The sequence below is a fragment of the Rhodocaloribacter litoris genome (genome assembly GCF_011682235.2).
Classification (GTDB): domain Bacteria; phylum Bacteroidota; class Rhodothermia; order Rhodothermales; family ISCAR-4553; genus Rhodocaloribacter; species Rhodocaloribacter litoris.
In genome coordinates this window covers 2,017,768-2,030,906 of the sequence record NZ_CP076718.1, presented here as the reverse complement: position 1 = coordinate 2,030,906, position 13,139 = coordinate 2,017,768, and the positions used below count along the sequence as shown (strand labels likewise).

Below are 13,139 nucleotides of genomic sequence, written 5' to 3'. Positions count from 1 at the left end.
ACGACCATGGACCGTACCGACCGCCTGCTGGCCATCCTGCACGAGCTGAAAGCCTCGCGCTGGCACCGGGCCGCCGACCTGGCCGACCTGTTCGGGGTGAGCACCCGCACCATCTACCGGGACATGCAGGTCCTGGGCGAAGCCGGGGTCCCGCTACAGGCCGTCCCGGGGAAGGGCTACAGCCTCGACGAGGGCTATTTCCTGCCCCCGCTGATCTTCTCGCACGACGAGGCCGTGATGCTGTGGCTGGGGGCCGACTTTCTGGCGGATCACTTCGAAGTGCACTACCGGACCGCAGCCCGTTCCGCCGCGGTGAAGATCGAAACGGCGCTGCCCGGGACGCTGCGCGAAACGACGAAAACCCTGCGGGAGGGCATCCGTTTCGTGCCGGTCAATGCGTTCGACGATCCGGCCGAGCGCGCCGCGCTGAGCGGGCTACGCCGCGCGCTCCCGGCGGGCCGCACCGTCCGGTTCGACTACCGGGCGCGGGCAGACGACGCGGCCGTCGCCTGCCACGTCGAGCCCTACGGCCTCCTCGACCGCGAGGACGGCTGGACGCTCGTCGGGCGGGATCGCGCCACCGGGCAGGTACGATCCTACCGCCTGGCCCGGGTGCAGAACCTGGAGGTGACGGACGAGGCGTACACCCGTCCCGGAGCCTACCGCTCCGGCTATGACGGAGAGACCCCGCGCACGGTGGAGGTCCTCGTCCGCTTCGACCCGCCGGTGGCCGACCGGGTGCAGGAGGTGCCCGGCTTCTTCGTGGAAGACACCGAGCGGCGTCCCGACGGGCTCTACGTCACGTTGCGGGTGCGGCGCGCGGTGGACGTGTTGCCCTAGCTGCTCTCCTGGGGGGCCTCCGCCTGCGTGCTGTCCCCGCCGTCGCTGCGTCGCCGCCTGGCCCGCGAGGCGGAGCGGATCGCCGCCCGCTATGGCGACGACCTCCCCCGGCTGCTCTGAAGGGCCGCCGTGCCGGCGGCGTAACGCCGGGAGGAGCCGGTGCACCACAGAGGCAGAAGAAACCCGGCCGCGTGCCGGCACGTTGCTACCTGCCCGTGCCTTCAACCCTTGCCCGATCGTGTCCACGGCACCGCGCATCCTGGTCATCATCCCCGCCTTCAACGAGGCCCGCTCCATCGGGCAGGTCATCGGCGACATCCCGGCCGCGCTCGTCGAGGAGGTGGTGGTGGTCAACAATGCCTCGACGGACGAGACGGAGGCCAATGCCCGGGCCGCCGGGGCCACCGTGCTGCGCGAGCCCCGGCGCGGCTACGGCCGGGCCTGCCTGCGCGGCATCGCCTACGCCCGCGAGAAGAACCCGGACCTCGTCGTCTTCCTCGACGGCGACTACAGCGACCACCCGGAGGAGATGACGGACCTCGTGGCGCCGATCCTGCGGGGCGAGGCCGACTTCGTCGTCGGCTCCCGGATGCGAGGGCGGCGCGAGCCGGGGGCCATGCTGCCACAGGCGCTCCTGGGCAACCGCCTGGCCTGCTTCCTGATGCGGCTCCTCTGGGGGGCCCGCTACACCGACCTCGGCCCCTTCCGGGCCATCCGCTTCGCCGACCTGCTGGCCCTCGGCATGGAGGACGAAACCTTCGGCTGGACGATCGAGATGCAGATCAAGGCCGTGCTGGCCGGCCTGCGCTACACCGAGGTGCCCGTCTCCTACCGGCGGCGGGTCGGCGTCTCGAAGATCACCGGCACCGTCTCGGGCACGGTCAAGGCGTCGGCGAAGATTCTGTGGACGATTGCGAAGTATGGGATCAAGGCGCGCCGTGTGCGCCGGCCGGTGTTCGAGAAAAGCGCTTCCGGTCTTTGAAACGGCTTGACGATCCGGCCCGAACCTTTTTCCCCCGATCCCGTTTCTACCCCGTTTTCCCCGGCTTCCGCCTTCCGTCTTTTTTGCACGACATCAACCTCGGAGATCCATGGAGCACCCCATCTGGTTCAACGGCAAGCTCGTCCCCTATGAGGAAGCGACGGTGCACGTCCTCTCTCATGCCCTGCACTACGGCTCGTCGGTGTTCGAGGGCATCCGCTGTTACAAGACCGAGCAGAAAGGTTCGGCCGTCTTTCGCCTGCGTGAGCACCTGCGCCGCCTGATCGACTCGGCGAAGATCTACCGGATGGAGATCCCGTACTCGCTCGAAGAGCTGGAGGCTGCCACGATGGAGACGATCGCGCGGAGCGGGCTGGAGGCATGCTACATCCGCCCGCTGGTCTTCCGCGGGATGGGCAGCCTGGGCGTCAACCCGCTGAAGAACCGCGTCGAGACGGTGATCGCCGTGTGGGCATGGGGGGCATACCTGGGCGCCGAGGCGCTGGAGCAGGGCGTCGACGTGAAGGTCTCGTCCTGGAACCGCATGGCGCCCAACACCTTCCCGTCGCTGGCCAAGGCGGGCGGCAACTACCTCAACGCGGCCCTGGCCAAGATGGACGCCGTGCTCGGCGGCTACACCGAGGGGATCATGCTCAGCGTCGACGGCTTCATCGCCGAGGGCAGCGGGGAGAACCTGTTCCTCGTCCGTGACGGCACGCTCTACACGGCGCCGGTGGGGCTCGCGATTCTGCCCGGCATCACGCGCGACGCGGTCGTCACGCTGGCCCGCGACCTGGGCTATACGGTGGAGGAGAAGTTGATCCCGCGCGAGGCGCTCTACATCGCCGATGAGCTGTTCTTCACCGGCACGGCCGCCGAGATCACGCCGATCCGCTCGGTGGACCACTACACCATCGGCGAAGGCCGGCGCGGCCCGGTCACGAAGGCGCTGCAGGAGGCCTTCTTCGACATCGTGCACAGGGGCAACGACCCCTACGGCTGGCTCACGCCGGTCCCGGTAGCGGAGAACGTGGCGTGACGGCCGGTAGGCGACGGGCGCGGGCGGGCCTCCGGCGCTGACGACGGGCATCAGTTTCGCTCGCCTTCGAGCACGTCGTTGAGCCGGGCCAGGCGGACGAAGAGCGACTCCAGGCGGGCGTAGTACGCGGCTTCGGGCAGGCTGGCTTTCTCCCGGATGAGGTCGGCGATGGCGCGTTCGAGGTCCGCTTTCGTGCGGAGGCGTTCGGGCGTGGCGCCGGGGAGCGTGGTCCCGCCGGCGGCGAGGGGGGCCGGGCGACGGAGGTAGGTGACGGCGGCCAGGCGCCCGTCGGGGCCGGCGTCGAGGTCTTCCACGCGGGTGCCCTCGCCGTCGCCGTCGTCTTCGAGCAGGGCGTGTTCGGTGGCCAGGTGGCCGCCTTCTTCATACCAGCGGGCCGTCCGTTCGGCGGCGTAGACGAACGCCTCCCGCACGGAGAGGCTGCCGTCGCGGTCGAGGTCGGCGGCGGGGTCGGTCAGGGCTTCGACGAAGAAGGCGGGGAAGCGGGTCTCGTTGCGCTGGGTGCCCGTGCGCGTGGCGGTGACGATGATGCGGCCGGGGCCGGCCAGGGTGTGCGTGAACGGCCCGCTGGCCGGGGCGGTGTTGACGAAGACGAGGCGCCCGGCGGGCAGGGCCCGGAGCAGGGCGGCGTAGTCCGCGTCGTCGAGGTCGCGGCGGGGGATGTTCAGCCGGGCCCGCGTGCCGTCGAAGCTGCCGTGGCCGAAGAGGAAGACGTAGACGTGGTCGTCCGGCGTCACCGTGGCGGCGAGGGCGGCGAAGCGGGCCCGGATCTCCTCGGCCTGCGAGACGCCATCGACGAAGGGCAGGTCCGCCGCGGCCGGCTCGGCCAGCGTAACGACGTGGTCCTCCGGGAAGCCCAGGGGACCGGTGAGGGCGGCGTGGGCGGCGGCCAGGTAGCCTTTGAACGTCTCGGTGTGCTCCGCGCTTCCGCCCAGCCCGCCGATGAGCACGGCGTACCGCGCGCCGGGCTGTGCGCCCACTTCCTCCACCGGGCACAGGCCCGCGAGCGCAAGCAGGAGCATTGCCAGGCACGTCCGCGGCGGCCGGTGCCGCGAAGGCACGAAGGCGTGAAAGCATTTCGGAAAGCGGCGAGAGAGCATCGACGTCAGGGCAAGCCTTTGCGGCGGCGATAGAACCATTCGGCCGAGAGCAGGGCCAGGGCCAGGAGGAACACCAGGGGCATATCCCACAGGTACTCGGTGTGGAAGATGGACGTGCTCGTGCGGCGGTTGCGGAGCCGGTCGGGCAGGTCGCGCACGTCGGCGGGGGTGTAGTAGGCCCCGCCGGCGACCCCGGCCAGGCTTTCCAGGAAGCCGCGTTTGAGTGTGGCGTCGTAGTACTCGCGCCGGGAGGGGGCCACGAGGAGGCTCCGGGTGTCCGTGCCGAGCAGGGTCGTGTCTTGCCGGGCTGAGACCTCGACCTCGTAGACGCCGCTCGTTTCGGGGACGAAGGTGGCCGTGTAGGTGCCGGGCTCGCCCAGGGCGGGGCGGAACGCGAGCGGGAGGTCCGCGCCTGCCGGGCCGGTAACCTGCGCGGTGACGGTGGCTTCCGGGACCGGCTCGTAGTCCGCATCGACGACGGTGACCGCCAGCGACAGGGGGTCGCCGGGGACGAAACGGTCGCCGCCGGGGTCGAGGGCGACGCGCCCGGCGGCGGAGGCGGCCAGCCAGCGTACGAGCTGGCGCCAGAAGCGCTCGTGGCGGGTGTCGGCGGCGTCGAGGAGCATCTGCCAGCGCCAGGTGCTGGCCGTGGGCAGGGCGGCGGTGCGTCCTTTGCCGTAGCGCTGTACCACCAGCAGCGGCTCGCGCGGGCCGAAGTCGTCCCCGGGCTTTTCCGCCAGCACCGTCGCGCCGGGCTTGACGGGACCGAGCAGGTTGAGGCTCGTCATCGGCGGCATGGTGGCCCAGCGGGCCCGGTTCGTGGCGGGGTCCGGCGCGAGTTTCAGGATGGGGCTTTCGTAGCCCGTCGCGGTGGGGACGAACGCGAAGCCCTGCCGCTGTTCCGGGTGGGCGGGGTCGAAGACGGGCCGCTCGGGGTCGAAGAAGGCCGTGGGGACGACCTGGCGACGCTCCGGGTCGAGTTCGACGGGCAGCAGGTCGGCCACGGGGGTGAGGTCATAGTCGCCTTCGGTGAAGCTGTTGCGCCCGCCCAGCATGAGGAAGCCGCCGCCGCGCACGCGGACGAACCGCTCCAGCATACGTAAGGCCTCCGGGGTGAAGAAGGACGCCTCGACGTCGCCCACGAGCACCACGTCGTAGGTGTTCAGCTCGGCCTGCGTGGCGGGGAAGCCGCCGGCCAGCTCCTCCGGCGACCGCAGGCCCTGCCGGTAAAGCTTGCCCGTACCCGTGCGCACGACGGACGTGAAGGCGACGACCTGATCCCCTTCGAGGGCCCGCTTGATGAACTTGAAATCCCGCCGGAGGTTGTCGAAATGGAGCACGCGCAGGGTGTCGGTGCGCGGGTCGATGAGCACGTCGAGGGCGTTGTTCTCTCCGTTGGGTTCCCCCCGCGCCGGTTCCACCTGAAGCGTGTAGACGGCTGCCCCCGGGGCATCGGGTTCGTAGAAGAGGGCGAACTGGTCGATCCGCCCTGCTCCCTTGAGCGGGCGCCTCTCCGAGAGGACGCGCGTCTGGTCCCGGTAGAGGCTGAACGTGACCGGTTCGGGTTCGGGACCCCAGCTCCGTACCTTCACCTCGATTTCGGCGCCGGTGCCCTGTTCGACGCTCTTGCTCACCGTCGCCTCCAGCAACTCGCGCTCGACGTCGAACGCCTCGCGGCCCAGGCCGATGACGTGCAGCGGGACGTCGCGCGCGCGCAGCGCCTCGGCCCGGTTCAGCGGGACGCCGGTGCTGTTGTCGCCGCCGTCGGTGAGCAGGACGACACCGGCCAGCGGCACCCCCCGGAAGTCGGCCAGCACGCGATCCAGGGCGGCCGAGAGGTCGGTACGGTCGTCGCCGGGGCGCGGCGGCAGGCTGTCGACGCGGGCGGCGGCGCGGCCGAAGGTATAGTAGCGGAGCTTGAAAACCGTCTCGAGGGCCGGGACGAGCCCTTCCTCCGGGTCGAAGAGCAACTGCCGGGCATCGTCGAAACGGGTCTCGCCGAGCACCCCGTCGGGGATGTTCATGCTTTCGGAAGCATCCACGATCACCGCGACGAAGTTTTCGTCCGGCACCACGTCGGGGATGACGAGCACGGGCTCGAAGAGCGGGAGGAACAGGACGAGGACGGCGGCGCCCCGGAGGGTGCCGGAGACGAGCTTCGCCCGCTTCGAAGGATAACCCCGCGTGCGTGCATAGAGCACCGCCAGCCCCGCGAGCGCCAGCAGCAGCAACACCCCGACGACGTACCCCCCCGCTCCGACCTGAAAGCCGACCTCCCCTTCCGCAAACTGCACGCGGCTGAACTTGAAAAGCTCGTCGAACATGGGTGGGGGAAGGTTTCGGGGTTCGGGTTCTTTCGGGTTGCAGGCGTGGAGCGGGCGGGTTGCGGGGCTGGCGTTTCGGTTTTTTCGCGGCGTATGCCGGGCGGGCTACGCGCCAGGCGGTGCTGGGAGCAACCGGCCCGGTGTGTCTCTGCCCGTCAGTTCTTCGTTTTGGCGAGGGTTTCGTAGTACTTCTCGACCAGGCTGCGGTACCGGGGCGGGACGTCGTCCTTGCGGGCGCCGAAGAGTTTGCGGTCGAGGTCGAGGGCGTCGAGCTCGCGTTCGAGCGCCTGTTCGAGGCGGGAGAGTGGGGCGAAGACCTTTTCGTCGAAGAAGGCGCGGGCGGCGTCGCCTTCGAGGCGGATGCCGGTGTGGGAGAGGTCCGCGAGGGTGGTCTGGAGTTCGCGGAGCGGTCGTTCGAGGCCGGGGTTGCCGTCGAGGTTGCGTCCGAGGCGCTGGAGTGTTTCGCGGGCCTGTTCGAGGTGGCGCCGGATGCGGGCGGCGTCGGCGCGTCCCGGCCGGCCGTTGCCGTCCGGGTTTTGCCCGGCCTGCGGGTTGTCCTGGCCGTTCGGGCGGAGGGCGTCGAGGCGTTCGCGCAGGCGGCGCACGTCGTCGAGGGAGCGGGCGAGGCGTTCTTCGTCGGTGACCGGCAGGTGGTCTGCCAGGCGGCGGGTGTCGAGGCGGTCGAGGGCCTGCTCGATCTCGTCCTGGAGGCGGTCGGCGTAGTCGAGCCAGCCCTGTTCGAGGGCCTGCTGTGAGTTCATGAGGAGGCGGTCGAGGCCGTCGCGGCGGGCCTGGCTGGTGAGGTTGCGCAGGGCCGTGGCGAGGTCACGGTGCCGGTTGCGGCTCTGGCGTTCGAGGTCTTCGGCTTCGCGTTCGAGGCGGCCGAGGGTCTCACGGAGGGTTTGCCGCTGTTCGCGGAGCGGGTCGAGGTCGGCGTCGGTGATGCCGGCGCCGGCCTGCAGGCGGGCGCGGGTCTCGTCGAGGCGGCGGCCCAGGGTGCGTTCCTGCTGCCGGAGGTCTTCCAGGCCGCGGGCGAGGCGCTGGAGCCGTTCGCGGAGGTTTTCGTTGCCTTCCTGCCGGAGGTGGTCGCGGAGGCGGTCGAGTTCGTTGAGGGCCTGTTGCTGGCGGGCCATGGCCTGCTGCACGTCGCCCCGGCGGAGGGCGTCGTCGGCCTCGTCCATGCGTTCGAGGGCCCGTTCGAGGCTTTCCCGGGCGGCGCCCGCGCCCGGTGTTCCGTTGCGTTGCTGTTGCTGCAGGCGGGCGGCGAGTTGCCGGGTCTGCTGCTGTAGTTCGTCCTGCTCGCGCCGCAGCCGCTCGACCTCGCGCCGCCGGTCCGTCTCGGCCTGCGGTGCCTGCGTCTGGTTCATCAGCCGTTCCTGTCGCCGGGCCAGCTCCTGCACCTTGCGGAGCGTTTCGTCGAGGGCCGGGTTGCCGCCCCCGGAGGGGTTTTCCTGGCGCAGCTCATACTTGTCCTTGTCGATGTCGAGTTCGAGGTCCATCAGCTCCGTCATGCGTTCCTCGGTGGCCGCGCCGCCGGCCTGGCCGTTGCGGTTCAGGGCCACCTGGCGTTCTTCGTTCAGGGCATCGGCCTTCAGCAGGTGGTTGAGGGCCCGCTGTTCGGGCGGCAGCGCGCCCGCCGGGTCGGGTTTTTCCAGGAACGTCACGGCTTCCTTCATCGCCGTCACGGCCGCGCGCAGGTGCTCGACGATCTGGCGTCCCCGCTCGCTGGCCCGTAGTTCGAGCGAGAAGGCGGTGTTGCCGATGCGCTCCTCGATGCTGGTCTGGAGGGTGCGCTGGGCCTGCACGAGCCCGCGGGCGGCCTCGGCGAAGGCCTCATCCGTCATGGTGCCGCGGCGGCGCTGGAGGTTCCACGTGGCGGCGATGATCTGCTGCTGGCTCAGCACGATGCCGCTCTGCGGCGGTCCCGGCATGCCGCCTGCGTTGGCTGCCTGCCGGAACTGCTGGTCGAAGGGAATGATCTCGATGAAGTACAGGTCCGTCACCTCGGCTTCGCCGCCCGGGCGGCCGTCGGTGGCTTCCACGTGGTAGGCGATCACGTCGCCGGGTTCGAGCGAGAAGTCTTCGAGGAAGAACAGGTGCTCGGCCTGCACCCTGGCCGCGTCACGCGGCCCTGTGGCCTGCCGTCGTCCGGGTTCGGCGAGCGTTACCACCTGTTCCTCGCCGCCGTTGACGTGGTAGCGGAGCCGCACGGCCTGCACACCGTAGTCGTCCGTCACCGTCACGGCCACGCGCACCTCGTCGACGGCGTTGGCCCGCACGTCGCGTTGCGGGTCGGTGATGGTGATGAGGGGTTTCTCGTCGTCGAGCGGCTCGATCCGGTATTCTTCGGGAAACTTGTTCTGCTTGCCCTGCCGGTCGGTGAGGCTGATGAGGTAGGTGTCCGGGGCGTCGACGGTGAGGCGGCCCTGGTAGCGCCCGTCGCCGAGGGGGGTCAGGGGCAGCCGGTCGCCGCCGGCCCGGACCACCTCGGCCGTCTCGACGGTGCCGCTCGTGTGCACGGTGAGCGTGACGGTGGTGCCGCGCAGGGCCTCGATGTCGCCCGTGTCTTCCTCGAGCCGGGCGGGCAGGCCCGTGTAGGCGGGGTAGTCGTACCGGAGGTCGATGCGGCGTACGGCGGGGAATTCATAGAGGGCCAGGGTGTAGGTCTCCGAGCGGAGGTCGCCGTGGGTGACGAAGTACCGGATGGACGCCTGGATGTCCAGGAAGGCGTGGAGGAAGCGGGTGGCATCGGCGCCGCGCGTCATGGTGGCCTCTTGCCAGGGGCCGTCGCCCTCGCGGAAGTGGAGCACGGGCTCGCGGCCGGTCTCGCTCCGAAAGGCGACGATGACCTCCTGCGTCCCGCCCTGCTCCACCTCGGCGTTGCCGGGCGAGACGGTCATGAAGGGCACGTCGGCGGCGAAGACGGAGCGGCCCGCGCCGAGGAAGGCGAGGCGGAGGTCGTCGAGGGCGGTGTAGCCCAGGAGGAGGAAAAGGGTGGCGGCACCGGCCGCCGCGAAGGCCAGCAGGCGTGCCCGCTGCCGGTCGATGAGGGTGGCGGGCGCAATGGCCCTGACCTGTTGTGCGGCGTCGTCGACCAGGCGGTCCAGCAACGCGGGATGGGTCCGGCGCAGCGTACCGTCCGCGTTCACCTCGATGGCGCTGTTGAGCCGGTCCTGCAGGTCGGGCATCTTCTCCTCGATGAAGAGGGCGATCTGCCGGTCGGAGAGCCGCTGCAGGCCGGGGCGCACCACGAGCCGCACCACGACCGCCACCAGCGCGACCAGCCCGAGCAACGCGACGACGGCCAGCACCCCGGGCGGCGCGCCGAGCCGGGTGTGGAGCAGCAGCAACGCGGTGGCGAAGAAGAGCAGGACGAGCACGGCCACGGCGCCGCCCTGCAGGAGTGCCCGCCGCCGCCAGCGCCGGCGCACGTCATCGACCAGGGTCTGGATCCGGTAGGTGGAAGAAGGGGGCATGGCTGTCGCGTTTTCGTGCGTGGAGCATTCGCCTTGAAATATTGAACGTCAAACGTTTGGATTGTTCTGGATCCCGGCCGGGGCGACGGGTTTTTCCCCGGGGACGCCTCGCTCTGCCGTGCAGCCTCCCGGGGCTTCATCGTGGCGCCTTCAGCGCTCGACGCGCCGCGACGGCCTGCGCCGGTGGGCCAGGTAGGTCTCGGTGGCGAGGAGGGCCAGCACCAGCAGCAGCAACACGCGCCAGAGCTTCTGCCTGCGCTCGGCATCGACCGGGGATCGGGAGGCGGGGGAGGCGGCAGCGGCTCCGGGGGCCGTGGCCGGCGCCACGACGGCGGCATAGGCTTCCTCGGGATCGCGTGCCGTCAGGTCGGACTCCACCGGGTTCACGTTCACGGAGAACCGGTACGTCGTTCGCCCGAGGGCAGCCCTGTAGTGGCCCGGCACCTCCGTCTCACGGAAGAACGTGCGCCCGGTATCCCCGACCGGGTCGGTGCGCAGGAGGCGGCCGTCCGGCGTGCGGACCTCCCACACGTCGCCCGGGCGACCTTCGAGCGGCACCGGCTCCCCGACCGTGAAGGTGTGGCGCGCCGCTTCCTCCCGCACGGCGTACCGCACGAGTTCATGGACGAACGGCACGTACAGCTCGTGCACGGGGAAGTCGGTCCAGTCCGTGTTGAAGGTGGACGTGTAGGCGAGCACCACCCCGCGCCCGAGCCGCCGCTCGAGGAGCGCCGGGTCGCCGGTGTCGTACCGGGCCAGGACGACGGCGCCGGTGTCCGGCACGACCCGCAGGTAGGTGCGGAAGACAGGGCGGAAGATGACGCCGGTGTCTCCGGCGAACAGGTTGAAGATCGGGTGACGCAGGTCGACTTCGGCAAGGAGGGCATCCTGGGCCTGCACGGACCGCGCCCGTATCCGTCCGGCCGGGGTGCCGATGCCGAGCGCCTGGAGGGCCGGGACGAAGGCTTCCGGGTCGGTGGCCTCCCCGAAGGAGACGATCAGCCCGCCGCCGCCTTGGACGAAGGCCCGGAGCGCGTTGATCTGGTCGGGGGAAAGGGCCGGCACGTTCAGGAGGAGGACGGCGCCGGCGGTGGCCGGGTTCAGCTCCGTGCGGGTGAGCCGTCCCCGCGGGCCGGTGCGGAGGCGGTACGGGGCCTCGTCGCCGGGGGCCAGCGCGGCTTCGAGGAAGAAAGCGTCCCGGCGCGTGCCGCGCGGCGCCTCGTCGATGAGGAGCAGGGTGGGCCGTTCGGTTACTGCGTGGGTGAAGAAGTAACGGTCGTCGACGGGCAGGGGGTCGGCGGCGTCGAGGGCGAGCGTGCCCTGGTAGGTGCCGGGCCGGGTGAAGCGATGGCGGAAGGCGAGCTGCCCGCCGGCCGGCAGGGACAGGCGCTGCCGGTAGGTCTCGGCGCCGTCGAGCGAGAGGGTGGCGGTGAGGTCCGCCCCGGCGCGGGTCCCCCGGGCGGCCACGCGGGCGGCCAGGTGCACGTCCACCACCTCGCCGGTGCGGCGGCCGGTCAGGCGGACGGCCTCGAGATAGACGTGGTCGACCTCGCCTTCGGCCACGGACAGCGTCTCGAAGGCAAGGCCGGGGTCGAGCGACCAGTTGTCGAAGGCCGCCCCCCAGCCGTTCTGCTGGTAGTCCGAAATCAGGACGATCCGCCGCGTCTCGTGGCGGGCGTCGCGGAGCAGCTCGCCGGCCCGGCGCAGCGGCTCGTAGAAGTCGGTCGGCCGGTAGGACGGCGCCAGGCGTTCGATGACGTTGCGGACGAGGGCCCGGTCGGTGGTGAGCGGGGCGAGCACCTGCACGTCGTCCGCAAAGGCCATGACGGCCAGCTCGTCGTCCGGCCCGGCGGCGTCGAGGCGGCGGAGCGCTTCGGCCTTCGCCCGCTCGAACCGGTCCCCGTAGCGCATGCTGTACGACCGGTCGATCAACAGCACCACGGAGGCATCGGTGCGGGCGGGCAGGAACGGCAGGGCCTCCTCCGGGATGAACGGCCGGGCAAAGGCCAGCGCCAGCAGCACCAGCAGGCTTGCCCGTATCGCCATCAGCAACACGTCCTGAAACCGCCGGCGCCGGACCCGCTCCACCGGGGTGGCCCGGAGGAACATGAGGGTGCTGAACGGTACCCGCCGCACCTGCACCCGCCGCACCAGGTGCACCAGCACGGGCACCAGCACGGCACCCAGGCCCAGCAGGAACAGGGGGTTCAGGAAGGACATGGCTCCTTTGGATGGCGCGTTTCGGATCGAGGAGGCCGCCGCAACCTGCAACGCTGCGGGCGACGGACCATCGCCCCCTAGGCCAGCCCGGACGACGGCTCCGGTACGGTCTCGAGCAGGCGGTCGATGACGGCGTCGGCGTCGACGTTTTCGGACTCGGCGAAAAAGTTGGTCAGCACGCGGTGGCGGAGGACGGGCCGGGCCAGCGCCCGGATGTCCTCGACGGCGACGTTGTACCGCCCGTGGAAGACGGCCCGCACCTTGCCCCCGAGCAGCAGGTACTGGATGGCCCGCAGGCCCGCGCCCCAGCTCACCCATTGCCGGACGAAGTCGGGGGCCTCCGGCCCGGCGGGACGGGTGCTGCGCACGAGCCGCACGGCATACTCGCCCACGTTGCGGGGCACATAGACCTGCCGCACGAGCTGCTGGAAGGTGAGGATGTCTTCCCCGCTCAGGATCTTCCGGAGCGGTTCGTCGGTGCGCTCGGTCGTCGTCAGGGCCACCGCCAGCTCGTCCTCGGCCGACAGGTAGTCCAGGACGATGTTGAACATGAACCGGTCGAGCTGGGCCTCGGGCAAGGGGTAGGTGCCCTCCAGCTCGATCGGGTTCTGGGTGGCCAGGACGAAGAACGGCTTCTCGAGGGCATAGCGATCGCCGCCGGCGGTCACCTGGTATTCCTGCATGGCCTCGAGCAGGGCGGCCTGCGTCTTGGGCGGGGTGCGGTTGATCTCGTCGGCCAGCAGGATGTTGGCGAAGATGGGGCCTTTGACGAACTGAAGCGTGCGTCGTCCCGTGGCACGGTCCTCTTCGAGGATATCGATGCCGGTGATGTCGGCGGGCATCAGGTCCGGCGTGAACTGGATGCGCCGGTAGGACAGGTCGAGGATCTCGCCGAGGGAGCGGATGAGCAGCGTCTTGGCCAGGCCCGGCACGCCGGTGAGCAGGACGTGCCCGCCGGCGAACAGGGCCACGAGCACCAGCTCGATCACGTCGTCCTGCCCGACGATGCGGCGGCGCAGCTCGCGCTCGATCTCGGCCCGGCCTTCCTGCAGGCGGGCCAGCAGGGCTTCTTCAGGGTGGGTGCCGGCGGCCCCGGAGGACGCCGGCGTACGGGTGGGCGTGGGTTTTCCGGTCACGGGC

General features: G+C 70.8%; 9 protein-coding genes. 4 read left to right on the top strand and 5 right to left on the bottom strand.

The window, feature by feature from the left end; translation table 11 throughout:
* The first annotated feature begins 6 nt into the window (after positions 1–6).
* The 4 genes from GQ464_RS08380 to GQ464_RS08370 all read left to right on the top strand — a co-directional run bounded on the left by GQ464_RS08380 (position 7) and on the right by GQ464_RS08370 (position 2,861).
* Complete coding sequence (locus tag GQ464_RS08380) at positions 7–840, top strand: helix-turn-helix transcriptional regulator (RefSeq protein ID WP_166978900.1); 834 nt, start codon at positions 7–9, stop codon at positions 838–840.
* Positions 841–960 (top strand): WCX domain-containing protein, encoded by a 120-nt coding sequence (locus GQ464_RS19285; protein WP_480383400.1) that lies wholly within the window; start codon positions 841–843, stop codon positions 958–960.
* A 118-nt stretch (positions 961–1,078) separates the two neighbouring features.
* Positions 1,079–1,822 carry a glycosyltransferase family 2 protein gene (locus GQ464_RS08375; RefSeq protein ID WP_272493458.1) on the top strand — a complete coding sequence of 248 codons (744 nt, stop codon included), beginning with the start codon at positions 1,079–1,081 and terminating at the stop codon, positions 1,820–1,822.
* A gap of 109 nt (positions 1,823–1,931) precedes the next feature.
* Complete coding sequence (locus tag GQ464_RS08370) at positions 1,932–2,861, top strand: branched-chain amino acid transaminase (protein WP_166978896.1); 930 nt, start codon at positions 1,932–1,934, stop codon at positions 2,859–2,861.
* 50 nt (positions 2,862–2,911) lie between these two features.
* On the opposite strand, the gene GQ464_RS08365 is transcribed toward GQ464_RS08370, so the two are convergent.
* The 5 genes from GQ464_RS08365 to GQ464_RS08345 form a co-directional block, all read right to left on the bottom strand.
* The gene (locus GQ464_RS08365) at positions 2,912–3,901 is read right to left on the bottom strand and encodes a hypothetical protein (protein ID WP_166978895.1); all 990 of its coding nucleotides are present in this window, start codon (positions 3,899–3,901) and stop codon (positions 2,912–2,914) included.
* An 83-nt stretch (positions 3,902–3,984) separates the two neighbouring features.
* A complete protein-coding gene (locus tag GQ464_RS08360; protein WP_166978894.1) occupies positions 3,985–6,303 on the bottom strand; it encodes a glutamine amidotransferase in 2,319 nt (772 codons plus the stop codon).
* Between the two features lie 155 nt (positions 6,304–6,458).
* The gene (locus GQ464_RS08355) at positions 6,459–9,779 is read right to left on the bottom strand and encodes a DUF4175 family protein (RefSeq protein ID WP_166978893.1); all 3,321 of its coding nucleotides are present in this window, start codon (positions 9,777–9,779) and stop codon (positions 6,459–6,461) included.
* A gap of 150 nt (positions 9,780–9,929) precedes the next feature.
* Positions 9,930–11,999 carry a vWA domain-containing protein gene (locus GQ464_RS08350; protein ID WP_166978892.1) on the bottom strand — a complete coding sequence of 690 codons (2,070 nt, stop codon included), beginning with the start codon at positions 11,997–11,999 and terminating at the stop codon, positions 9,930–9,932.
* A gap of 77 nt (positions 12,000–12,076) precedes the next feature.
* A complete protein-coding gene (locus GQ464_RS08345; protein WP_228350725.1) occupies positions 12,077–13,135 on the bottom strand; it encodes an AAA family ATPase in 1,059 nt (352 codons plus the stop codon).
* Positions 13,136–13,139 lie beyond the last annotated feature (4 nt).